Source organism: Burkholderia sp. BCC0419 (genome assembly GCF_902830285.1).
In the GTDB taxonomy this organism is placed as follows: domain Bacteria; phylum Pseudomonadota; class Gammaproteobacteria; order Burkholderiales; family Burkholderiaceae; genus Burkholderia.
Genome location: NZ_CADESR010000003.1, coordinates 417,534 through 439,618, shown reverse-complemented (window position 1 = coordinate 439,618; position 22,085 = coordinate 417,534). Strand labels below are relative to the sequence as shown.

General features: G+C 67.2%; 21 protein-coding genes. 16 read left to right on the top strand and 5 right to left on the bottom strand.

The features are described 5' to 3' along the window. Window positions 1–345 precede the first annotated feature (345 nt). Window positions 346–570 (bottom strand): hypothetical protein, encoded by a 225-nt coding sequence (locus tag HWW87_RS37210; RefSeq protein ID WP_244107312.1) that lies wholly within the window; start codon window positions 568–570, stop codon window positions 346–348. Window positions 571–2,410: 1,840 nt separating this feature from the next. Here HWW87_RS37210 and HWW87_RS20290 point away from each other — a divergent pair. The 7 genes from HWW87_RS20290 to HWW87_RS20260 all read left to right on the top strand — a co-directional run bounded on the left by HWW87_RS20290 (window position 2,411) and on the right by HWW87_RS20260 (window position 8,397). Next, entirely contained in the window at window positions 2,411–2,734 is a 324-nt protein-coding gene (locus tag HWW87_RS20290) for a hypothetical protein (protein WP_174431095.1), read from the top strand. A 111-nt stretch (window positions 2,735–2,845) separates the two neighbouring features. Further along, window positions 2,846–3,436 (top strand): hypothetical protein, encoded by a 591-nt coding sequence (locus HWW87_RS20285; protein ID WP_175821840.1) that lies wholly within the window; start codon window positions 2,846–2,848, stop codon window positions 3,434–3,436. 72 nt (window positions 3,437–3,508) lie between these two features. Beyond that, complete coding sequence (locus tag HWW87_RS20280) at window positions 3,509–3,790, top strand: hypothetical protein (RefSeq protein WP_174431093.1); 282 nt, start codon at window positions 3,509–3,511, stop codon at window positions 3,788–3,790. A gap of 44 nt (window positions 3,791–3,834) precedes the next feature. Beyond that, window positions 3,835–5,487: a chemotaxis protein CheA gene (locus tag HWW87_RS20275; RefSeq protein WP_175821839.1), complete on the top strand. Its 1,653-nt coding sequence runs from the start codon at window positions 3,835–3,837 to the stop codon at window positions 5,485–5,487. Between the two features lie 155 nt (window positions 5,488–5,642). Beyond that, window positions 5,643–6,227 carry a hypothetical protein gene (locus HWW87_RS20270; RefSeq protein ID WP_175821838.1) on the top strand — a complete coding sequence of 195 codons (585 nt, stop codon included), beginning with the start codon at window positions 5,643–5,645 and terminating at the stop codon, window positions 6,225–6,227. A 135-nt stretch (window positions 6,228–6,362) separates the two neighbouring features. Next, on the top strand, window positions 6,363–7,760 hold the full coding sequence (locus tag HWW87_RS20265; protein WP_244107318.1) for a sigma-54 dependent transcriptional regulator: 1,398 nt from the start codon (window positions 6,363–6,365) through the stop codon (window positions 7,758–7,760). 130 nt (window positions 7,761–7,890) lie between these two features. Further along, window positions 7,891–8,397 carry a hypothetical protein gene (locus tag HWW87_RS20260; protein ID WP_174386821.1) on the top strand — a complete coding sequence of 169 codons (507 nt, stop codon included), beginning with the start codon at window positions 7,891–7,893 and terminating at the stop codon, window positions 8,395–8,397. A gap of 27 nt (window positions 8,398–8,424) precedes the next feature. On the opposite strand, the gene HWW87_RS20255 is transcribed toward HWW87_RS20260, so the two are convergent. Next, entirely contained in the window at window positions 8,425–8,916 is a 492-nt protein-coding gene (locus tag HWW87_RS20255) for a hypothetical protein (protein WP_175821836.1), read from the bottom strand. A gap of 377 nt (window positions 8,917–9,293) precedes the next feature. Between HWW87_RS20255 and HWW87_RS20250 the strand changes: the two genes are divergently transcribed. Further along, window positions 9,294–9,971: a LuxR C-terminal-related transcriptional regulator gene (locus HWW87_RS20250; RefSeq protein ID WP_175821835.1), complete on the top strand. Its 678-nt coding sequence runs from the start codon at window positions 9,294–9,296 to the stop codon at window positions 9,969–9,971. 29 nt (window positions 9,972–10,000) lie between these two features. On the opposite strand, the gene HWW87_RS20245 is transcribed toward HWW87_RS20250, so the two are convergent. After that, window positions 10,001–11,554 (bottom strand): methyl-accepting chemotaxis protein, encoded by a 1,554-nt coding sequence (locus HWW87_RS20245; protein WP_175821834.1) that lies wholly within the window; start codon window positions 11,552–11,554, stop codon window positions 10,001–10,003. A gap of 249 nt (window positions 11,555–11,803) precedes the next feature. Between HWW87_RS20245 and panE the strand changes: the two genes are divergently transcribed. The 8 genes from panE (at window position 11,804) to HWW87_RS20205 (ending at window position 21,060) form a co-directional block, all read left to right on the top strand. Next, entirely contained in the window at window positions 11,804–12,751 is a 948-nt protein-coding gene (gene panE / locus HWW87_RS20240; RefSeq protein ID WP_175821833.1) for a 2-dehydropantoate 2-reductase, read from the top strand. Between the two features lie 240 nt (window positions 12,752–12,991). Next, a complete protein-coding gene (locus HWW87_RS20235) occupies window positions 12,992–13,951 on the top strand; it encodes an AraC family transcriptional regulator (RefSeq protein ID WP_175821832.1) in 960 nt (319 codons plus the stop codon). Window positions 13,952–14,071: 120 nt separating this feature from the next. Then, window positions 14,072–15,016 (top strand): substrate-binding domain-containing protein, encoded by a 945-nt coding sequence (locus HWW87_RS20230; protein ID WP_175821831.1) that lies wholly within the window; start codon window positions 14,072–14,074, stop codon window positions 15,014–15,016. Window positions 15,017–15,078: 62 nt separating this feature from the next. Continuing rightward, complete coding sequence (locus HWW87_RS20225; RefSeq protein WP_175821830.1) at window positions 15,079–16,599, top strand: sugar ABC transporter ATP-binding protein; 1,521 nt, start codon at window positions 15,079–15,081, stop codon at window positions 16,597–16,599. Next, complete coding sequence (locus tag HWW87_RS20220) at window positions 16,586–17,593, top strand: ABC transporter permease (protein WP_175821829.1); 1,008 nt, start codon at window positions 16,586–16,588, stop codon at window positions 17,591–17,593. Before HWW87_RS20225 ends, HWW87_RS20220 begins: the two co-directional genes overlap by 14 nt. A gap of 46 nt (window positions 17,594–17,639) precedes the next feature. Then, window positions 17,640–18,728, top strand: coding sequence for an alcohol dehydrogenase catalytic domain-containing protein (locus tag HWW87_RS20215; RefSeq protein WP_175821828.1), 1,089 nt, complete (start codon window positions 17,640–17,642; stop codon window positions 18,726–18,728). A gap of 29 nt (window positions 18,729–18,757) precedes the next feature. After that, window positions 18,758–20,305, top strand: a complete 1,548-nt coding sequence (locus HWW87_RS20210) for an FGGY-family carbohydrate kinase (protein ID WP_175821827.1) — start codon at window positions 18,758–18,760, stop codon at window positions 20,303–20,305. Further along, window positions 20,302–21,060 (top strand): SDR family oxidoreductase, encoded by a 759-nt coding sequence (locus HWW87_RS20205; RefSeq protein ID WP_175821826.1) that lies wholly within the window; start codon window positions 20,302–20,304, stop codon window positions 21,058–21,060. Before HWW87_RS20210 ends, HWW87_RS20205 begins: the two co-directional genes overlap by 4 nt. 50 nt (window positions 21,061–21,110) lie before the next feature. Here HWW87_RS20205 and HWW87_RS20200 read toward each other — a convergent pair whose 3' ends face one another. Together HWW87_RS20200 and HWW87_RS20195 are read right to left on the bottom strand one after the other, a co-directional pair. Beyond that, on the bottom strand, window positions 21,111–21,251 hold the full coding sequence (locus HWW87_RS20200; protein ID WP_012339712.1) for a hypothetical protein: 141 nt from the start codon (window positions 21,249–21,251) through the stop codon (window positions 21,111–21,113). A gap of 172 nt (window positions 21,252–21,423) precedes the next feature. After that, window positions 21,424–22,008, bottom strand: a complete 585-nt coding sequence (locus tag HWW87_RS20195; protein WP_175821825.1) for a nucleotidyltransferase family protein — start codon at window positions 22,006–22,008, stop codon at window positions 21,424–21,426. Between the last annotated feature and the right edge of the window lie 77 nt (window positions 22,009–22,085).

Sequence of the window (22,085 nt, the reverse complement as noted above, 5' to 3'; positions counted from 1 at the left end):
AGGGCGGCCGGCCGGTCATCGATCGTTATTTCGCGATGACGGCGCGTTGCGGTCGAGGATGTCGGCCGCGACAAGCCCACTGCGGACTGCGTCGCAATGGCCGGGCGAGGGGTTGTCGTATGCGACACGGCTCGTGTTCCGCTTTCGCGAGCGCCTTGCACGGATCGCTGCCGATATCGCCCGCTCCCCGTGTCACGAGCACCTTCATGCGACCGTTCCGGTCCTGCGCAGCGCTGGCTCGTGCCACGGTTCGCGACTGAAAGGGTCGAGCGTCCGACGCAGGTTTTCGTCGATATCGATATCGAGCACCGGCTGTCAGCCGAACTCCAGCGCGGCGACCGAGCATCATTCATGGCTTTCTTCTTCGTCGAGCATCTCGAGGAACCACACGTCGATTTGCTCGACGGCGTCGCGCACGCGTTCCATCTCGCTGCACGGGCATCGCTTCGGCAGGCGCCGGTCCGCATGTGCCGATGTCGACGAAGCGCCGCGACAGGCGCTCCGGTTTCGCTGACAACCCCGTTGATGCTTGAACGACGCAAGCATCGATCGATCGGTGGTGATCTTCATCGCCTTTTCCCCGACACGCAGATTGACGAGGGGCCGCCGCCTGTATTGCGTGTGCCGTGGCGTGCCGCTCGGTGAGCGCCGGACATCAGGCAATCGGCATGCCATGAATGACGCAGTCCCGCTGCATGCGGGCGTGGCCGCTTGATGACCGTTCGGCATGCACGTTTGTGTTTCACGCATGAATTGTGGGGACAGGGAAGCGCTCGCCGCGATCACGGGATCGATACGGTTCGAGCCGACGAAACGCGCGATAAATCAGGCCTTTACGAGATTGACGACGTGAAATCTGTTTTGAATCGACATGTTTCAGTGATGAGAATCAAGCGGGCAACTGGTCGAAGACGTCTCAATGAATCGCTCGTCGGAGTTCCATGATTGAAAGGCTGGTTGAATGGAAATAAAAAATGACGAGCGCGTTTTGGTCGGGATCACGCGTTTAAATTTGTTTTAATTATTGCGCGCCGCAGCGTGCCGGATGGCAAGGTTTTTCACTGCATGATCGTGTGGGTATTTTCACGGATGAATCAAATTCGTTTCGTATTTCGGAGGGAACCCGTGTTCTGCCGTATCGGTGGCTGTTCGGCATGGAGCATCGAGCGACTGGATCCCCGTTCGCCGGGGTAATGGACGGCTGCCGGCATGCCGCAACACGCGGTTTGTCAGCGGAAACGCGCGAACCACGAGCCGTGAGTCGAGGTTCGCTTCTCAAGTTTGAAACAGCCGTTCGCAGGGGCGTCCGGCAAGGCCCGGCGCGCCGAATTCGTCCGTCAAATCATGGCATTGCGTCACGCTGTTCAAGGATCGCTGCCGCGAGCGCCCCGTTATCGCGATACATTCCTGAAACAAAAAATGCCGTTCCTGGCGAAATGGTCGGGCCTGACGGCCATACGCCGCACGCAATGCTCGGTGGAATATCGCATGGCATGCGGTTTGCGACATTGGACGCACCGGCGAGCGGTCGACACGATGCAACAACGATGTGGGGGCGGCCAGTTCGTCACAAGCCAGTCGGGGAAGCGGCGATGAACACTATAAGCAGTGGCTTGATCCGCGCGTTTCTAGCGCACCATAGGGGTAGTCGGAATGATCGGGGTAGCGCTTGCGACGCAGTGCCAGCGTCGTCGGTCGCGCCTTGCCGATTTCCCGCCCTCCGCGCGCGTCGCGTGCTGGAGCGGTCGTCGTTTCGCGCGACAACCCGGCGACAGCGATGCTCGACTTCATTCAGCGTTCCCGGATGGGGCAGGTGGTTCGTGCCGAACGGCGTGGCGCCGATTCCTCTTCAACCGTGCAGAGCCGTTTCGATCGCGCCGGGCCAGTGCCGGCGCCGGCCGGATTAGATCGAACGCGCGTCGGCCGGATTATCCGGAAGGCCTTTCTTCGTTAGCTCAGGGAGCAGACATGTCGTCTGGCTGCAATGCAGGCCCGTCGTCGCCCAGCTGAAGGGTGCGTGTCGAGCGGGCGCTGTATTTTGCGGTAGTTAATAGATTCGCTCATTTTCAATTCCGGAAACGGGTGCCAGTACTGGCATTGGTTTTCGACGGGGTATTGAAAATCGCGGGCCGGAAAGATGTGCGTGTCATTTCGGTTGATTAAATCAATGGTGTTTTTAAGAAATAGTAATGTTCATAAAAATACTAGAAAACACCTACTCATAAATTTTGGACAACTTAAAAACATAAAACTAGACTTCGGCTGGCCAAAATAAAAACGCCAATTTACGATCCAACAATGATTTCTTGATTTGATAGTAATCCTTATTTTTAAGGATTGCTCGAGGCAGGAAGATTGATGGCGTGCGATCTTCCATGCTCATTCTCTCCACGCCGTTATGGAGTCCACCATGAAGAAGCTTCTGATTGCAGCAGCAGTTCTGGCGGTTTCGGGTGCAGCGTTTGCCGGCAGCGGCACGGTGTCGAGCAGCAATTCGACGAGTGGTGGCCAGACGATGGCCGGGGTGGCCGGGTTCGGCCACTTCACCGCGACCGATTCCGGCTCGGCACTCGGCGCAGCCGGTGCAACGGCCGGTGGCGGCAGCAGCGGTTCGATCTCGTACACGAACCACACGCAAACGTCGACGGTCGGCGGCTTCGGCTTCGGCGGCGCACAAGCAGGCGGCAGCAGCGGCGCGAACGCGGGCTCGATCGGCTGGACGTATCACCACTAAGCCGCGACGCGTAGCGTTCGTCATTGGCTGGCGGTACGGATGCCGGGTTTTGTCCCGCAAGGGCAGGCCCGGCTCCGCCACCGTCGAACTTCCTCACAGCAAGGGATTGCTATGAAAGCCAAAGTCATGTTAGCGACGGCGCTCACCGTCATTTCGTCCGCTGCGTTGGCGGCCGGATCGTCCACGACCAACCAGACGCAATCCGTTGCGGCGGGTGTTTCCGGTTCGGTGCTGGTCGGCTCCGGCAGCTATACCAGCAATTCGACCTCGACGGCCGGCGCGAATGCAGGAAGTACCGTGACACCCGCCGGCTCCGCCGGCACGGCGTCCGCTTTTCACAACTCGACTTCGACGGCCAGCGGTTCGGGCACGAACGGGGGCGCGTTCGCGGCAGGCGGCGGTATCGGTGCCGCGGGCTCGTTCGCCGGAAACGGCAGCACGAACGAGAACGCGAATGCGCTTTCGGGAGGGGTGACCGCCACGATCGTACTCGGCGCGAACCACTACACGGCCACGGGCGCGAACGACCACGGCAATGCCAACGCGGGTGCCGTGGGGTGGACGGGCGGTGGCGGGTCGGGCGCGATCACGGGCTCGAATCACTACAACTCGTCGACCGTGTGGAGTACCGGTCCGGCCGGTTCGCCGTCCGCATCGGGCGGAAGCCAGGGCGACTCGAGCGCGACCGGGAGCAGTCATTAGTCAGGTGTGGGGGGGCCAGTTTCCCAGCGACGCTGGTCTCTTTTCCGCATCGTTGTCACGTAAGGAGTTGGCATGAAGCAGAACCTGATTGCCGCCGCTCTGATGCTTGCGTCCCTGACGGCGTATGGCGCTGACCGTGCTGCCGATGGTGGGCAATCGAATATGCAGACGTCAAACAACCCTTCTCAGACAACCAAACCGTCAGAACAGCAAACGCTTTCGTCGGGCAGTGCCATCGGCGGACCGAACCCCCAGCAATGGCAGGGCATGTCGGCCGGCTCGTGGTCCCAGCTGGGCAGCGGCTGGAAGCAGTTCGGGGAAGCAGCAAAAACTGAAGGCATTCAGGGGAATTAGTACGGTTGCCTGGGTGGGAGGTCAAACCTCGTCCGGAGAATGAAATGAACAGCAACAGGATCAAGGTGGCATGTGCGGCGATGTTCGCGATGACCACGATCGGTGCCCACGCGCAAACCGCCGATTCGACGTCGAGCGCGCAATCGTCGACATCGTCGACTGCGATCAGCCAGGGCGGCGGCTCGAGCATGAACACGAATACGACGAGTTCGCGCGGCGGCAATGCCAGCAGCTCCAGCGGGGTGCGCGGCAGCGGCAATTCGAGCGTGAACGTCAACGTGACGATGCCGTCCGGCACGGCCGGCGGCAACGTGACGCCGCAGAGCACGAACGCGCTCGCGACCAGCGCACCGGGCACCAGCCCGTACAACACCCAGGCGACGGAAAACGTCAATTACTCCGGCACGCAGACGATCAAGACGAACCCGTCGATCCAGGCGCCCGGCCTCACGACCACGCTGTCCGATACCTGCATGGGCTCGGTGAGCGTCGGCGTGTCGTTCCCGGGGTTCGGTGCGACGGGCGGCACGACGCTGGTCGACCAGGCCTGCGTGCGGCGTCTCGATGCGCGTGAATTCCGTGCGATGGGCCTGACCGACGTGGCGCTCGCGCTGCTGTGCCAGAGCGACGCGAACCGGCGCGCGGTGGAAGCAACCGGGCACCTGTGCCCGGGCACGACCGCACCGCTCGCGCGTTCGAACGTGGCGCCCAGCGTCGAAGCGACCGTCGCGGACGACATCAAGTATCGCGATCCGATCGTGCGCGACCGGATGGGCCTGCCGCCGCTCGGCTCGGCCGCGCCGGCGCCCGCACCGACGCGCCCGATCGAGACGGCTTCGATGCGCGCTGCGCCCGTTTCGGTACCGGTGATGGCGCCTGTTGCCGCCGCTCCGGCCGTCGCGACGCCGGCTGTTGCCGCAGCCGCACCGGCGGTTGCGACGCCGACTGTTGCTGCAGCCGCACCGGCAGTTGCAGCACCGGTTGTTGCAGCGCCGGTTGTTGCCGCCGCAGTCCCTGCGGCACCCGCGGTGCCTGCCGTCGCCGCCGCTGCCGCGCCCGCAGCGTCGGTCGTACCGGCCGCGGCAATGGCCGTCGTACCGGCAGCAGCCGTCATCGCCGCGCCGGCTGTGGCGGACAAGGCATCGCCGGCGCCTGCCGCATCGGTCGCCGATACGAAGGCGCCGGAGCCCACGCAGCCGGTCGCCGACAAGGCGTCCGAGCCTGCCCCGGCAGTTGCCGACAAGGCGCCCGAGCCGGTGCCGGCCGTCGCGGACAAGACGCCCGAGCCTGCACAGCCCGTCGCCGACAAGGCACCGGACCCGATGCCGGCCGCGACCGACCCGGTGCAGGCCGCAGGCGCGCCGGTTGCGGAACCGATGCCGGCGGCTGCCGTCGTCGCGGCGCCGGCAGCCGATGCGAAGGCTGCCGAGCCGGCGCCGCAGGCGACTGCCGAAGCGCCTGCACCGGAGGCCGCGCAGCCTGCCGTCGCCGCGGCGCCCGCCGACGTGCCGGCAGCGGACGCGAAAGTGCCGGACGCGGTCGAATCGGCTGGCATAGCGGCCGCACGAGCCGCCGGCATGCCGTCGTTGACCGATCCGGCGCAAGCGTTGTCGCCGGCCACGGTCGACCAGCAGGCCGCACCGGCAGCACCGGTCGCGCCGGCACCGACCGTCATCTCGACGAGTACCTCGTCGTAGGCATGCGGGCCGGTCTGCCGTGCGACCGGAGCGCCGGTCACACGGCCGCCGCGGAGCTCGCTGCCCGACAGTCTTTTCCTGTTTGACGGGTGTTGCTCCCATCCCCGAGGTCAACACCTCTTTTTGCGTGACGAGGATGCAAGGAGGCCTCAACCATGAGGATCTTTTTGGTCGCTTTGCTGCTGGCCAGCGTGCAAGCCGCTGCGCAGTCGGTTTTCCAGAATCCTGCGGTCTTCGTCATCCTGAACGAGCAGACCCTCGCGAACGCCGCGAGCGTCCAGCAGGCGCTGTCGACGCTCGGCCGTCCCGACAACACCGCATGCGCGCCGATGATGATGATCGGCGACCCGCAGATGGTCTACATGATGCCGGAAGCGGGTCATGCGCCGTCGTGGCAATCGCCGGTATACGGTCGCAGTGCGCCGTTCGACGCGCAGAACGGGCCGAAGTCGACCGGCAAGACGGTCGGCGCGATGCAGCACACCGAGGACATGCAGACGCAACCGTGGAGCGACGGCAGCGCGATCACGCAGAAGATGGCGGGCGAGTCGAGCGTCGCGGCGGCGAACCAAGTGAACGAATGGCGGCACACCGGGCTCGACAGGATCGAGACGGCCCGCGCGTCGGACGTGACGGTCAACGGCAAGACCTACCGCGCCTATCGCGACGATCTCAACGGACCGGCGAAGCCCGTCATCGAGCCGCAGATCTACACGCAGCGCGTCGTGTTCTGCCGATAACGCGGCATCGATTCGAGGACGGAGCGGCGCCGCGCCGCAGGGCCATGGGCCCCGCCACGCGCGATCGGCCAACGGCCGCTTCGATACACAACCTTATGGGGCGAGACGATCGTGAACCATTGCTGTCAGCTCGGCATGTCAGGCCCGCAGGATCTCGAACGGGAGGTGAGCACGCTGCCGTTCATCGCGGTCCGGCGCAACCATGTCGCGTCGTCGCGGCCGCTCGTCTACCTGTCGCAGCAACACGATGCCGCGCTCGTCGATGTGCTCGCGTCGCGCGGCTGGGACGTGTGGCGCGCCAAAACCGTGGCGGATGCGCTGAATCTCGTCAAGGCGAACCGTCCGCATGCGGGCATCGTCGATTTCGGCAGCTTCGCGTCGCCGGATGTCGCGTCGTTCGAGGCGTTGCTGCGTGACTCGCGCATCGGCTGGGTCGCGCTCGCCGACGGCGAGCGGCTGCGCAACATCACGATCGCGCGCCTGATCCGCCGGTGCTGCTTCGACTACGTGCGCAATGCGACGGCCTACACGACGATCGGTTATCTCGTCGGCCATGCATACGGAATGCTGAAGCTCGCGGACGGCGACCCGGCCGCGGAGGCGCCGCCGCCCGGCAGCGCGATGATCGGCGCGTGCGACGCGATGCGCCGGCTGTTCGCGACGATCCGCAAGGTCGCGAACACCGAGGCGACCGTGTTCATTGCCGGCGAATCCGGCACCGGCAAGGAGCTGACGGCGGCGGCGATCCACCGGCAGTCGTCGCGTGCCGACGCACCGTTCGTTGCCGTGAACTGCGCGGCCATCCCGCCGACGCTGCTGCAGGCCGAACTGTTCGGGCACGAGCGCGGCGCATTCACCGGCGCGCACCAGCGCAAGATCGGCCGCATCGAGGCCGCGCACGGCGGCACGCTGTTTCTCGACGAAATCGGCGATATGCCGTTCGAGAGCCAGGCGGGCCTGCTGCGGTTCCTGCAGGAGGGCAAGATCGAGCGGCTCGGCGGGCATGCGTCGATTCCGGTCGACGTGCGGATCGTGTCGGCGACCCACGTCGATCTCGACGCCGCGATGCAGGCCGGCCGATTCCGCGCCGACCTGTACTACCGCCTGTGCGTGCTGCGTATCGACGAACCGCCGCTGCGCATGCGCGGCCGCGACATCATGCTGCTCGCCGATGACGTGCTGCGGCGCTATCGCGGCGACGGCTCGTACCGGATTCGCGGCTTCACGCCGTGCGCGATCGAGGCGATCCACAACTATCCGTGGCCCGGCAACGTGCGCGAGCTGATCAACCGGATCCGCTTCGCGGTCGTGATGACGAACGGCCCGCTGATCTCGGCCGCCGATCTCGAACTGCGCCCGTACACGGCACTGCGGCCGCCGACGCTCGCGCAGGCGCGCCGGCAGGCCGAGCGGCACGCGATCGAGGAAACGCTGCTGCGTCACCGCCACCAGCATGCGGACGTCGCGGCGGAGCTCGGCGTCTCGCGCGCGACGCTGTACCGTCTGATGACCGCGCACGGGCTGCATGGCTGACACGCCGCGGCGCGCGACCGCTCAAGACCTCGCGACGGCAGCCGTTAAAACATGAAATGGCCCGGCCGGAGCGCGCGCATCGAGGTGCGCGCAACCGGCACGTGGCGCATCACGCTTATCCGAGGTCATCGTGGCAGAGTGCAGTCAGTGCGGCAGGACGTTCCTGGTCGGCGGTCGGTCGATCGACGGCCGCCGCTATTGCAGTCCGGTGTGCGCACAGGCGCATCCGGTCGTCGTCGAGGCCGAACGGGTGCCCGACGCGAAGGTGCGGCAGTACGTCGACGACTGGCGCTACGGGCCATGCCCGATCTGCCTGCGCGAAGGGCAGCCGGTCGACGTCCACGCGTCGCATCGCGTCGTGTCGCTCGTGTTCGTCACGCGCTGGGCGACGCGGCGCCACGTGTGCTGCCGCCGTTGCGGCCGCAGGAAGCAGGCGGTCGCGCTGCTCGCGTCGGCCACGCTCGGCTGGTGGGGGCTGCCGTGGGGCATCGTGCTGACGCCGATCCAGCTCGCGCGCAACCTGCTGGGCCTGGCCGCGCGCGACCCGGAGGTCGCGACGCCGCAGTTCGAGGCCCTCGTGCGGCGCAAGCTGGCCGCCCGCCGGCTCGCGCGCGCGGAGCGGGGCGCCGGCGCCTGATCGCGCGCTTCGGCGCGTGAACAGGCCCTATGCCGGCCGGTCGAAGCCCGAGGCGGCCCAGCGTTCGGCGCTGGCCTTGTTGAGCTTGAACCCGGCCGACACCTTCGCTTCGGCCAGCAGCCCGCCATACGGATCGAACGCCTTGAGCTGCGCATACGGCTCGAACTCGTCCGGCACGATGTCGAGCGTCACCGACACATCCTGTCCGGCTTCGTCCTGCACCGTCACCTCCTTGTGCAGCATCGCGCGCCGCTGCTGTTCGTGCCGCATCAGCACTTCGGTCGCGGTCTTCACGAGCGTGCGGAACGCGTTCGCATCCATCGGCTTCGGGTTCTTCTTGTCGCGGCCCATGGTCCACGGCCCGACGAGCGCGGGTTCGGACTCGCCGTCCTTGACCATCTCGACGGCCCAGCCGTCGTCGTCTTCGTTCTTGATGATGCGGGCCGTCCAGCCGTTGTCGCGCCAGAGGCCGTCTTCATGGATGGAGGTGTCGTCGGATTGCAGGTCGGAATCGGTCATGAGGAAAGCGGGGAGGTCGGGCAAGCCGGCGAACGGGCGGTGGCGCGCGGCCGGCATCGGCGCGTCGCTCGCCGCCGGCGGGCCGGGGTGGCATGCAAACGCGCAATTTTACCTGCTGGCCGGCCGTGCGGCGCGCAACACCGGCCATCGGGCCGATGCCGCGACGGTCGACCGCCGGCCGCCGGGCGTTGAACCGGTGCAAATATCAAACCCGTATTACGTCTTCGGCAGCCAATTCGTACGCCGTCCGATATCGCGCTCGCGCATACGTTCATAGAATCGACATTCAGGCTAAAAATAGCCTGAATGTCCTTTCAACGCCCAACTGGTCGCGCGCGTTCCGCGTGGCGCGGCCGGTGAACCACCAGGAACTCCGCATGAGGAAATTCAATGTTCGCATCGTCTTCGCGTACGACTGGCCGTTGACGCTGGTCGGTATCGAGCAGATCGCCGGCGGCGCCTGCGCGATCGAGCTCGCCGCGGTCTACCGGAGCGCGGCCGAACTGGTCGCGTCGCTCGGCGGCATCGATTGCGACGTCGTGCTGGTCGACTACGCGATTCGCGGCGACGAGCAGATGGACGGCCTCGCGCTGTTCGACTGGCTGCGCCGCACGCGGCCGAACGTCGGGATCGTCGCGCTGGTCGCGAACGAGAACCCGCTGATCTTCCGGTCGATCTTCGCGATCGGCGGCGTAAGCGTCGTCAGCAAGCTCGACGAGGTTGGCCATATCGTCACGGCGATCCATTCGAGCTACAGCGGCGCGGCCTACGTGTCGCCGTCCGTCCGCCGCGCGGTCGATGCGCTCGGCACGCGCGGCGACGCACCCGTGAAGCTGTCGGCGCGCGAGATCGAGGTGATTCGCCTGTATCTGTCGGGCGTGCCGATCAAGACGATCGCGCAGCGCCTGAGCAAGGGCAAGCAGACGGTCAGCGCGCAGAAGATCAGCGCGATGAAGAAGCTCGGCGCGAGCAACGACGTCGAGCTGATCCAGCGCGCGGCGGGGCTGGGGCTCGGTGGCGGCGAGGCCGCGCTGCGGGCGGGCAGCGCGGCGTGAGTGCAGGGCGGGGCGAGGCGGGCGTGCTGTCAGGCCGGCAACGCGAACCGCGTCACCGCGTCGCGCAGCGCCTCGGCCTGATCGCGCAGCGAATGCGCGGCCGCCGCGGCCTGTTCGACGAGTGCCGCGTTCTGCTGCGTGACCTGGTCCATCTCGCCCACCGCGCGGTTGACCTGCTCGATCCCGGCGCTCTGCTCGCGCGACGCGTGGCTGATTTCGTCGAGGATCTCGTTGACGCGCCGCACCGACTGCACGATCTCGGCCATCGTCTCGCCCGCGTGCGTGACGAGCGTCGCGCCGTGCTGGACCGTCTCGTTCGACGACACGATCAGCGACTTGATCTCCTTGGCCGCCGTCGCCGAGCGTTGCGCGAGCGAGCGCACTTCGGCCGCGACCACCGCGAAGCCGCGGCCCTGTTCGCCCGCCCGTGCCGCTTCGACGGCCGCGTTCAGCGCGAGGATGTTGGTCTGGAACGCGATCCCGTCGATCACGCCGATGATGTCGCCGATCTTGTGCGAGCGGTCGGTGATCTCGTTCATCGTGCGCACGACGTCGTCGACCACCGCGCTGCCGCGCGTCGCCACCTGCGCGGCCTGGCCGGCGAGCGACGCGGCCTGCGCGGCGCTGTCCGCGTTCTGCTTCACGTTCGCGGTCATCTCGTCCATGCTCGACGCGGTCTGCACGAGCGCGGCCGCCTGTTCCTCGGTGCGCTGCGACAGGTCCGTGTTGCCGGATGCGATCTCGCTCGCGCCGACGTTGATGTTTTCGGTGCCCATCCGCACGCGCGACACCATGTCGATCAGCCCGCCCTGCATCGTGTGCAGCGCATGCAGCAGGCTGCCGCGATCGTCGTGCTTCACGCTCACGCGCGCGGTCAGGTCGCCCTGCGCGATGCGCTGCGCGGCGTCGAGCGCCGCTTCGAGCTCGCCGCCGAGGCTCGCGCGCACGCTTTTCAGCACCATCACCATCACGGCCGTCGCGATCGCGCCGAGCACGGCCGTCATCGCGAGCCAGCGGCCGATGCTCGCGAGCACCGCCGAGCGCACGTCGTTCATGTACATGCCGGTCACCAGATACCAGTCCCACGGCGCGAAGCGCTCCACGGCGCTGGTCTTCTCCTGCGGCTTGTCCGCGCCCGGCTTCGGCCACAGATATTCGACGAAACCCTTGCCGCCTTCCGCGTTGCCGGCCTTCACGATCTCGACGAACAGGTGCTTGCCGTTCGGATCGGTGAAATTCGACACGTCCTTGCCGTTGAGATCGGCCTTGATCGGATGCATCACGATCACCGGCTTCGAATCGTTGACCGAGATATAGCCGTCGGCGCCGTGGCGCATCGCGGCGATCGCCTCGAGCGCCTTCTGCTTTGCATCGGCTTCCGGCAGCGCGTTCTGCTGCGACAGCTTGTAGTAATGGTCGGTCACGCTCGCGGCCTGCGCGACCAGCGACGCAAGCTGGTCGCGGCGGTCCGCGATCATCGACGCGCGGGTCTGCCATGCGCCGAGCCCGGCGATCACGAGCAGGCCGAGCCACAGGATGACGATCATCGAGGCGAGTTTCTGATTCAGGGAAAGGTTGCGCATGGTATGGGGTCGGTCAGTCGAGGAAGCTCGCCGGGACGGCGTGACGGGGTAAGTGTCTTGACGGCGCGCGATGCGCATCGCCGTAGGCGGGAAATCCCTTAGACGCGGTGATTTCCCGATGCCCGCGATGCGGGCGCGGGCATCTATGCATATGCATAACAGCGACCGCTATACTGTCGGGCGATGGTGTGTGCGTCGCGCCCGCACGCGCGGCAGCGCGACACCGAACGAAACCGAAAGGAGGCAACGATGCGGATTCTGGTGGTAGGGGCCGGCGCGGTCGGCGGATACTTCGGCGGCCGGCTGGCCGCGGCGGGGCGCGACGTGACGTTCCTGGTGCGCGACGGCCGCGCGGCCGCGCTCGCGCGCGACGGGTTGCTGATCCGCAGCCCGCGCGGCGACCTGGCGCTCGCGAACGTGCAGACCGTGCGCGCGGGCGATGCCGGCGCCGGCGTCGCGCCGTTCGATCTCGTGCTGCTGAGCTGCAAGGCGTACAGCCTCGACGATGCGATTCTGTCGTTCGCGCCGTTCGTCGGGCCGCAGACGCTGATCCTGCCGATGCTCAACGGGATGCGCCACCTCGACGTGCTGCGCGAGCGCTTCGGCGCCGCCAATGTGCTCGGCGGGTTGTGCGTGATCGCGGCGACGCTCGATCGCGAGCAGCGCATCGTGCATCTGAACGACACGCACGGCGTGTCGTTCGGCGAGCTTGCCGGCGGCGAATCGCCGCGCGTGCGCGCGGTGGCCGACGTGCTCGGCGGCGCGGGCTTCGACGCGACGCTCAGCGACGACATCGCCGCGCGGATGTGGGAGAAGTGGGTGTTCCTCGCGACGCTCGCCGCGAGCACGTCGCTGTTTCGCGGTTCGATCGGCGACATTCTCGCCGCGCCGGACGGCCGCCGCCTGCTCGAAACGATGCTCGCCGAATGCAGCGCGATCGCCGAACACAACGGCCACCGGCCCGACTCGTCGGCCAGCGAGCGGATGCAGCGGATGGTGCTGACGCCGTCGCCGCTGACCGCGTCGATGCTGCGCGACGTCGAGAACCATGCGCGCGTCGAAGCCGATCACGTGATCGGCGACCTGCTCGCGCGGCGCGACCCGCAGGCGGCCGATACGCTGTCGCTGCTGCGGATCGCGTACAACCATCTGAAGGCATACGAGGCGCGCACGGCCCGCGAGCACGCGGCGGCGTAAGCCGGCGCGGGCGGCCGCCGCGCCGTTCCGCGCTGCAACAATTTTGCCGTCCGGCGCCATTTCCGCGCACGGGCGGCAAAAAAGTATCGGAAATCAGGCGTAAAGTTGGTGGAGCCGCGCGCGCGATCGACCTACATTGCTTCCCATGCGACCGGTCCGCATCGGCGTGCGAAACCGCCGGCGGACGCGCGAACGAGCCGAACAGGCCGGCCAGCGATACATGGGAATGGAGACGCCAACATGATGCACCCCGATCTCGAAGTGGTCGAAGTGCGACGCGACGAGTCGTTCAAGGTCTGGTCGCACGGCTATCCGTATCGCACGATCCGCTGGCATTTCCATCCCGAATTCGAGCTGCACCTGATCGTCGCGACGCACGGCAAGTATTTCGTCGGCGATCACATCGGCTCGTTCGGCCCCGGCCATCTCGTGCTGCTCGGCCCGAACCTGCCGCACAACTGGGTCAGCGACATGGCCGAAGGCGAAACCGTCGAGCGGCGCAATCTCGTGATCCAGTTCGATCCGTCGTTCGTGCGCCGCTGCATGGACGCATTCCCCGAATGCCGCGACGCGCAGACGCTGCTCGACGATGCGCGGCGCGGGGTCGGCTTCGACGCGGCGACGAGCGCCGCGATCGCGCCGCTGTTCGACGAACTGTTGAGCGCGCGCGGCATGCGCCGCATCGCGCTGTTCATGACGATCCTCGAGCGGCTGTGCGGCGCGGCCGAACGCACGCTGCTCGCGAGCCCCGCATACGATCAGGCCGACGTCACGCCGACGCGGCTCAGCCACGCGCTGTCGTATATCGGCAAGAACCTCGCATCCGAGCTGCGCGAATCCGATCTCGCGCAACTGACCGGGCAGAGCGTCAGCGCGTTCTCTCGCGCGTTCCATCGCCACACGGGCATGCCGTTCGTCCAGTACGTGAATCGTCTGCGGATCGAATCCGCCTGCCAGATGCTGCTCGCCGACGACGCGAGCATCACCGACATCTGTTTCCAGGCCGGCTTCAACAACGTGTCGAACTTCAACCGCCAGTTCCGCGCGGTGAAGGGGATGGCGCCATCCGAATTCCGCGCGCTGCAGCGCCTGAACGCGCGCAGCCGCGAGCTGGCGCTGCATGCGGCGCCCACCGGTAACCCGCTGCCGCCGCGCGTGCTGACGCCCGGTGTACCCGAGCTCGCGCCGCAGCCCGGATGATCGCCGGGCCGCCGCCCGCCCGAGTTTTCCCCGTCGTTTTACCCAGCCGATCGCGTCGCTCACGTCGCGAGGGGCGCATTCACCCACGAAAAAGCTGCACACAATTCTGGAGACACCGTCATGACGCACGCATCGCCCGCCTCATCCCCCCGCCGCGCCGTTCGCGTGGCGGCCGTTGCCGCGCTCGCCGTCGCGGCCCTGTTGCCTGCTGCCGCCGCGCACGCCGCGCCGCTGCGGATCGGCATGACGTTCCAGGAACTGAACAATCCGTACTTCGTGACGATGCAGAAGGCGCTGAACGACGCGGCCGCGTCGATCGGCGCGCAGGTCGTCGTTACCGATGCACATCACGACGTCAGCAAGCAGGTGAGCGACGTCGAGGACATGCTGCAGAAGAAAATCGACATCCTGCTCGTGAACCCGACCGATTCGACCGGCATCCAGTCGGCGATCACGCAGGCGAAGAAGGCCGGCGTGGTGGTCGTGGCCGTCGATGCGAACGCGAACGGCCCGGTCGATTCGTTCGTCGGCTCGAAGAACTACGACGCGGGCGTGATGTCGTGCGAATACCTCGCGAAGGCGATCGGCGGCAGCGGCGAAGTCGCGATCCTCGACGGCATTCCGGTCGTGCCGATTCTCGAACGCGTGCGCGGTTGCAAGGCCGGGCTCGCGAAATTCCCGAACGTGAAGCTCGTCGACACGCAGAACGGCAAGCAGGAGCGTGCGACCGCGCTGTCGGTGACCGAAAACATGATCTCCGCGCATCCGAACCTGAAGGGCATCTTCAGCGTGAACGACGGCGGCTCGATGGGCGCGCTCGCCGCGATCGAGGGGTCCGGCAAGGACATCAAGCTGACGAGCGTCGACGGCGCGCCCGAGGCGATCGCCGCGATCCAGAAGCCGAACTCGAAGTTCATCGAGACGACCGCGCAGTTCCCGGCCGACCAGGTGCGCATCGCGCTCGGCATCGCGATCGCGCGCAAGTGGGGCGCGACGGTACCGAAGGCGATTCCCGTCGACGTGAAGGTCGTCGATCGCGGCAACGCGAAGGGTTTCAGCTGGTGAACGACGTGCGACGCGACGCGAAGGGCGGCGGCGCGGCCGACGCCCTTCGCACGGAGAAGCCGATGGACACGATACTCAGGCTCAGCCACATCACGAAAAGCTTTCCCGGCGTGAAGGCGCTGTCCGACATTCATCTGGAGATCGCGCGCGGCGAGATCCATGCGCTGCTCGGCGAGAACGGCGCGGGCAAGTCGACGCTGATGAAGATCCTGTGCGGCATCCACCAGCCGGATGCCGGCACGATCGAGATCGACGGCACCGCGCGCCATTTCGCGGATTATCACGACGCGGTCGCGGCCGGCGTCGGCATCGTGTTCCAGGAATTCAGCCTGATTCCGCATCTCGATGCCGTCGACAACCTGTTCCTCGGCCGCGAGCTGCGCAACCGCTGGGGCGCGCGAGACCGCAAGCGGATGCGCGCTGCCGCGGCGGCCATCTTCGCGCGGCTCGGCGTGGCGATCGACCTCGACGCGCCGATCCGCACGCTGTCAGTTGCGCAGCAGCAGTTCGTCGAGATCGGCAAGGCGCTGTCGCTCGACGCGCGCATCCTGATCCTCGACGAGCCGACCGCCACGCTCACGCCGGCCGAGGCCGAGCACCTGTTCGCGATCATGCGCGAGCTGAAGCGGCAGGGCGTCGCGATGATCTTCATCTCGCATCATCTCGACGAGATCTTCGCCGTGTGCGACCGCATCACGGTGCTGCGTGACGGCCAGTACGTCGCGACGACCGACGTCGCTCATACCGACGTCGAGCAACTGGTGCGGATGATGGTCGGCCGCCGGATCGAAAGCAGCTTTCCGCCGAAGCCGGCGCTGCCGGCCGACGCGCCGGCCGTGCTCGAAGTCGATGCGCTGCAGATCGAGCGCGACGGCCCGGTGAACCGTTTCGCGCTCCGGGCCGGCGAGATCCTCGGCTTCGCGGGGCTGGTCGGCTCGGGCCGCACGGAAACCGCGCTCGCGGTGATCGGCGCGACGCGCGCGCATCGCAAGGAACTGCGCGTACGCGGCGCGGCGGCGAAGCTCGCCGATCCGGCCGACGCGCTGCGCGCCGGTATCGGCATCCTGCCGGAAAGCCGCAAGACGGAAGGGCTCGTCACGTCGTTCTCGATCCGCGACAACATCTCGCTGAACAACCTCGGCAAGTACCGGTCGATGCGCTGGCTGATCGATCGGCGCGGCGAGGCGCGTACGACGCACGACGTGATGCGGCGCGTCGGCGTGAAGGCGCCGTCGATCCACACCGAGGTCGCGACGCTGTCCGGCGGCAACCAGCAGAAGGTCGTGATCGCGCGCTGGCTGAACCATCACACGTCGGTGCTGATCTTCGACGAGCCGACGCGCGGCATCGACGTCGGCGCGAAAGCCGAAATTTACGGGCTGATGCGCGAACTCACCGCGCGCGGCTACGCCATCATCATGATCTCGTCCGAATTGCCGGAAATCGTCGGCATGTGCGATCGCGTCGCCGTGTTCCGGCAGGGCCGCATCGAGGCGACGCTCGAAGGCGACGAGATCGATCCCGACACGGTCATGACCTATGCCACGGCCGGCACGCGAGGAGCGACCCATGAACCTGCCTGATTCTTCTTCCACGCCTTCCACGACGCTCGCGGCCACGGCCGCCGATGCGCCGCCGGCCCGCGCGATGTGGGCGCAACTGCGCCGCTCGACGCTGTTCTATCCGCTCGTCGGCCTCATCGTCGTGTGCATCGCGATGATGATCGCGAGCCCGAGCTTCCTGTCCGCCGCGAACCTCGAAAACGTGCTGCGCCAGGTTTCGATCAACGCGATCATCGCGGTCGGCATGACCTGCGTGATCCTGACGGGCGGGATCGACCTGTCGGTCGGCTCGGTGATGGCGCTGTCGGGCACGCTCGCGGCCGGGCTGATGGTCGCGGGCATCAACGCGGTCGCCGCGCTGGCGATCGGCATCGCGGTCGGCCTCGGCTTCGGTTTCCTGAACGGCGTGTTCGTCGCATTCGCGGGGATGCCGCCGATCATCGTCACGCTCGCGACGATGGGCATCGCGCGCGGCCTCGCGCTGATCTACACGGGCGGCTATCCGATCGACGGGCTGCCCGACTGGGTCGCGTTCTTCGGCAGCGGCAAGGTGCTCGGCATCCAGGCGCCGGTGCTGATCATGCTGGTGGTCTATGCGATCGCGTGGCTGCTGCTCGACCGGATGCCGTTCGGCCGCTACGTGTACGCGATCGGCGGCAACGAGCAGGCGACGCGGCTCACCGGCGTGCGGGTCGCGCGCGTGAAGCTGATCGTCTACACGCTGGCCGGGCTCACGTCGGCGCTCGCCGCGATCGTGCTGACGGGCCGACTGATGAGCGGCCAGCCGAACGCGGGCGTGGGCTTCGAGCTCGACGCGATCGCGGCCGTCGTGATGGGCGGCACGTCGATCTCCGGCGGGCGCGGCGCGATCCTCGGCACGCTGGTCGGCGCGCTGCTGCTCGGTGTGCTCAACAACGGGTTGAACATGATCGGCGTGAACCCGTATGTGCAGAACGTGATCAAGGGCGGAATCATCCTGCTCGCGATCTACATCAGCCGCGAACGATCGCGGTAACGATAGATTCATCAGTCATCCGAATCACTCAGGAAAGAGACAACCCATGACGACACCCGACACCCAGCCGCGCATGACCGCGGTCGTCTGCCACGGCCCCGAGGACTATCGCGTCGAACAGGTCGCGAAGCCGCATCCCGGTACGAACGAGCTCGTGATCCGCATCGCCGCGTGCGGCATCTGCGCGAGTGACTGCAAGTGTTACACCGGCGCCAAGATGTTCTGGGGCGGACCGAGCCCGTGGGTGAAGGCGCCGGTGATTCCCGGCCACGAATTCTTCGGCTACGTGGAAGCGCTCGGCGACGGCGCGGCCGAGCATTTCGGCGTGGCGATGGGCGACCGCGTGATCGCCGAGCAGATCGTGCCGTGCGGCAAGTGCCGCTATTGCAAGTCGGGCCAGTACTGGATGTGCGAGGTGCACAACATCTTCGGCTTCCAGCGCGAGGTCGCCGACGGCGGGATGGCCGAGTACATGCGCATTCCGCCGACCGCGCTCGTCCACAAGATCCCGCTCGGCGTATCGCTCGAGGATGCGGCGATCATCGAGCCGCTGTCGTGCGCGATCCACACGGTGAACCGCGGTGACGTCCAGCTCGACGACGTCGTCGTGATCGCCGGCGCGGGCCCGCTCGGGCTGATGATGACGCAGGTCGCGCACCTGAAGACGCCGAAGAAACTCGTCGTGATCGACCTGATCGACGAACGGCTCGAACTCGCGCGGCAGTACGGCGCCGACGTGACGATCAACCCGCAGCGCGACGACGCGCGCGAGATCGTCCGCGCGCTGACCGACGGCTACGGCTGCGACGTGTACATCGAGACGACCGGCGCGCCGGTCGGCGTGAACCAGGGGCTCGACCTGATCCGCAAGCTCGGCCGCTTCGTCGAGTTCAGCGTGTTTGGCGAGGATGCGACCGTCGACTGGTCGATCATCGGCGATCGCAAGGAGCTCGACGTACGCGGCGCGCATCTCGGGCCATACTGCTATCCGGTCGCGATCGACCTGCTCGCGCGCGGGCTCGTCACGTCGAAGGGCATCGTCACGCACGGTTTCGCGCTCGAGGACTGGGACGACGCGATCCGCGTCGCGAAATCGCCCGAATCGATCAAGGTGCTGCTGAAGCCGGCCTGCTGATGGCCGGCGTGCGCCTCACCGGAGACATCATGGAATACGTCATAGGCGTCGACATCGGCACGCAGAGCACCAAGGCGCTGCTCGTCGACCGGCACGGCACGATCGTCGCGCGGCGCTCGGCCGGCTACCAGCCCGATACGCCGCGCCCGCTGTGGGCCGAGCAGTGGCCGCAGGTGTGGTTCGACGCGGTGCTCGACTGCATCGCGGGCTGCGTGAGCGACGCGCGCGCGCAGGGCGTGCCGGCCGATGCGATCCGTGCGGTGTGCGTGAGCAGCCTGTACGGCGGCTCGGGCATCCCGGTCGACATCGACATGCGGCCGCTGCATCCGTGCCTGATCTGGATGGACCGGCGCGCGACCGCGGAAGTCGACTGGGTCAACGAACACGTGAACGTCGAGCGGCTGCGCGTGATCACGGGCAACGGCGTCGACAGCTACTACGGGTTCACCAAGATGCTGTGGCTGCGCGACCAGCGGCCGGACGTATGGGCGAACGTGCGCTATTTCCTGCCGCCGAACGCGTACGTGATCTACCTGCTGACCGGCGAAGTGGCGGTCGATCACAGCTCGGCCGGCAATATCGGCGGCGTGTACGACGTCGCGCGCCGCGAGTGGTCCGACGACGCGCTCGACATGCTCGGCATTCCGGCGACGATGATGCCTGAACGGCTGGTCGATTCGACGGACATCGTCGGCGGGCTGCTGTCGCAATGGACTGCGCAACTCGGGCTACCGGTCGGCACGCCCGTCGTCGCGGGCGGCGTGGATGCGGCGGTGGCGACCTTCGCGGCCGGCGCGACGCGTACCGGGCAGCACGTCGCGATGATCGGCACCAGCATGTGCTGGGGTTACGTCAATCAGCACGTCGATGCGCGCCATGGCCTCGTCAGCATGCCGCACGTGTTCGACGGGCAGCGCGACCTATACGTGTTCGGCGGCGCGATCACGGCCGGCGCGTCGGTCGCGTGGTTTCGCGACCAGTTCTGTCACGCGGAAATCGATGCGGCGCGCCTGTTGCCGCACGGCGATCCGCACATGCTGCTCGAGGAGGCGGCCGAGCGCGTGCCGGCCGGCGCCGACGGCGTGCTGTTCCTGCCGTATTTGATGGGCGAGCGCAGCCCCGTGTGGGATGCGAAGGCGAGCGGCGCGTTCGTCGGGCTGAGTCTCGCGCATACGCGTGCGCATCTTTATCGTGCGGTGCTCGAAGGCGTCGCGTTCGCGTTGCGCCACAACATCGAGGCCGGCCGCCGTGGCGCGGTGGCGCTGGACGATCGATTGATCGTCGTCGGCGGTGCCGCCCATTCGGCGCTGTGGATGCAGATCATCGCGGACGTGACGGGTTTTCCGGTGTGGACGATCGAGCAGGACGTCGAAGCCGCGATGGGCGCTGCGCTGCTCGCGGGTGTCGGGGCAGGGCTCGTGTCGCGCGACGACGCGCAGGGCGGCTGGGTCACGCTCGTCGAGCGAGCACGGCCCGATGCCGATCGCGCGAAAACCTACGATGCGCGCTTTTCGCTCTACACGGCGCTGTATCCGGCACTCGAGCCGATCATGCACGGGCTGCGCACATCATCATGAACACACGATTCGATTTCGGCGGGTCAACGGTGCTCGTCACGGGCGCATCGAGCGGCATCGGGCGCGCGTGCGCGGTCGCGCTGGCGCACGCGGGCGCGCGCGTCGTCGCGGCGGGGCGCGACATGGCCGCGCTCGACACGCTCGCCGGCGAGATTGCGTGCGATACGTTGCGCATGGATGTCGGCGGCGACGAACACGCGATCGATGCCGCACTCGCTGCATACGATGCGTTCGACGGCCTCGTCAATTGCGCGGGGATCGCGTCGCTCGAACCGGCGCTCGATGTCGGCGCCGCGGATTTCGATCGCGTGATGGCCGTCAATGCGCGCGGCGCGGCGCTCGTCGCGCGGGCCGTGGCGCGGAAGATGATCGAGCGCGACGGACGCGGTGCTGCGCGTGCGCGCGGCAGCATCGTCAACGTGTCGAGTCAGGCGGCGCTCGTCGGCCTGCCCGCGCATCTGAGCTATTGCGCGTCGAAGGCGGCGATGGACGCGATCACGCGCGTGCTGTGCATCGAACTCGGGCCGCACGGCATTCGTGTGAACAGTGTGAACCCCACCGTCACGCTCACGCCGATGGCGCAGTTCGCGTGGAGCGAACCGGAGAAGCGCGCGCCGATGCTGGCCGTGATTCCGCTCGGCCGTTTCGCGCAGCCGGACGAAGTCGTCGAGCCGATCCTGTTTTTGCTGAGCGACGCGGCGTCGATGATCAGCGGCGTGTCGTTGCCGATCGACGGGGGGTATACGGCGCGCTAGACCCCGTCACCGAAGTAGCGGGTTGAGTTCACGGAACGGCCGGCGCGCGGCTAGACGGGATCCTTGCTCGGCGGTCCGTCCGGCTGCTGCGGGTTGTCGTGATGACCGGGCGGCGACGAGAACGGATCGTCTTCCGGATCGCGGTTCGGGTCGGCCGGTGGCTCGGGCGTCGGGGTCGTGTGATCGCTCATGGAGAACTCGCGCAGTGCATGACGGCGGTGGCGCAGTGGAGGCGCCTCGTCTCCGTTATAGGCAATCGGGCGCGCGTTTGCAGCGGGATTCTTGCGGCGGGTTGTCCATCGTCGGAGAAAGCCGTCCATTGACGGCTTACGTGCGGGATCTTGCGGGCCCGCTCGATCGAAGTCAGCGCAAATCCGCCGGTGTATCGACGTCGCGCAGGATGCCGGGATCGTCGACGTCGAGCAGTGTCACCGGCGCGCTGGCGAACAGCGCGCGGGCGCCCGTGTCGCCATCGAGGGCGGCGAGCGCATCGAAGTGGTGCGCGGCGAAACCGACCGGATGGCCGCGCACGCCGCGATGCGCGGGCGCGACGATCGACGCGTGGTCGGCTTCGAGCGCGCGTGTGATCAATTCGTAGGTGGAAGCGGCGATCCACGGCATGTCGCCGAGCGCGACGAGCCAGCCGTTCGCGTCGGGCGTCGTGCGGACGCCGGCCGCGAGGCTCGCGCCCATGCCGCGCAATGTGTCGGGTGCATAGACGACCTGGCAGCCGGCTTCGTTCAGCAGAATCGCAAGCTTTTCGGCGCCGGGACGCACGACGGCGATCACGTCCGCCGTGGCCGCGGCGAGATGACGGGCGGCGGCGACTGCCACCGGCGTGCCGTCGGGAAGCAGCGCGAGCAGCTTGCTGTGCAGACCGCTTGGGTCGAAGCGCTGACCAAGGCCGCCGGCGAGCAGGACGCCGGTGGCGAGTGACGCATAGGACATCGGCGCGGGGGGAATGAGACAGGTGCTGCGATTGTGCGGGAGCACACGGGGATCGGCAAGTGAGGATGTTACCGAGT

Coding starts and splice junctions, on each gene's coding strand:
- HWW87_RS37210 (WP_244107312.1), bottom strand. CDS start 570: ATGAAGATCACCACCGATCGATCGATGCTTGCGTCGTTCAAGCATCAA.
- HWW87_RS20290 (WP_174431095.1), top strand. CDS start 2,411: ATGAAGAAGCTTCTGATTGCAGCAGCAGTTCTGGCGGTTTCGGGTGCA.
- HWW87_RS20285 (WP_175821840.1), top strand. CDS start 2,846: ATGAAAGCCAAAGTCATGTTAGCGACGGCGCTCACCGTCATTTCGTCC.
- HWW87_RS20280 (WP_174431093.1), top strand. CDS start 3,509: ATGAAGCAGAACCTGATTGCCGCCGCTCTGATGCTTGCGTCCCTGACG.
- HWW87_RS20275 (WP_175821839.1), top strand. CDS start 3,835: ATGAACAGCAACAGGATCAAGGTGGCATGTGCGGCGATGTTCGCGATG.
- HWW87_RS20270 (WP_175821838.1), top strand. CDS start 5,643: ATGAGGATCTTTTTGGTCGCTTTGCTGCTGGCCAGCGTGCAAGCCGCT.
- HWW87_RS20265 (WP_244107318.1), top strand. CDS start 6,363: ATGTCAGGCCCGCAGGATCTCGAACGGGAGGTGAGCACGCTGCCGTTC.
- HWW87_RS20255 (WP_175821836.1), bottom strand. CDS start 8,916: ATGACCGATTCCGACCTGCAATCCGACGACACCTCCATCCATGAAGAC.
- HWW87_RS20250 (WP_175821835.1), top strand. CDS start 9,294: ATGAGGAAATTCAATGTTCGCATCGTCTTCGCGTACGACTGGCCGTTG.
- HWW87_RS20245 (WP_175821834.1), bottom strand. CDS start 11,554: ATGCGCAACCTTTCCCTGAATCAGAAACTCGCCTCGATGATCGTCATC.
- panE (WP_175821833.1), top strand. CDS start 11,804: ATGCGGATTCTGGTGGTAGGGGCCGGCGCGGTCGGCGGATACTTCGGC.
- HWW87_RS20235 (WP_175821832.1), top strand. CDS start 12,992: ATGATGCACCCCGATCTCGAAGTGGTCGAAGTGCGACGCGACGAGTCG.
- HWW87_RS20230 (WP_175821831.1), top strand. CDS start 14,072: ATGACGCACGCATCGCCCGCCTCATCCCCCCGCCGCGCCGTTCGCGTG.
- HWW87_RS20225 (WP_175821830.1), top strand. CDS start 15,079: ATGGACACGATACTCAGGCTCAGCCACATCACGAAAAGCTTTCCCGGC.
- HWW87_RS20220 (WP_175821829.1), top strand. CDS start 16,586: ATGAACCTGCCTGATTCTTCTTCCACGCCTTCCACGACGCTCGCGGCC.
- HWW87_RS20215 (WP_175821828.1), top strand. CDS start 17,640: ATGACGACACCCGACACCCAGCCGCGCATGACCGCGGTCGTCTGCCAC.
- HWW87_RS20210 (WP_175821827.1), top strand. CDS start 18,758: ATGGAATACGTCATAGGCGTCGACATCGGCACGCAGAGCACCAAGGCG.
- HWW87_RS20205 (WP_175821826.1), top strand. CDS start 20,302: ATGAACACACGATTCGATTTCGGCGGGTCAACGGTGCTCGTCACGGGC.
- HWW87_RS20200 (WP_012339712.1), bottom strand. CDS start 21,251: ATGAGCGATCACACGACCCCGACGCCCGAGCCACCGGCCGACCCGAAC.
- HWW87_RS20195 (WP_175821825.1), bottom strand. CDS start 22,008: ATGTCCTATGCGTCACTCGCCACCGGCGTCCTGCTCGCCGGCGGCCTT.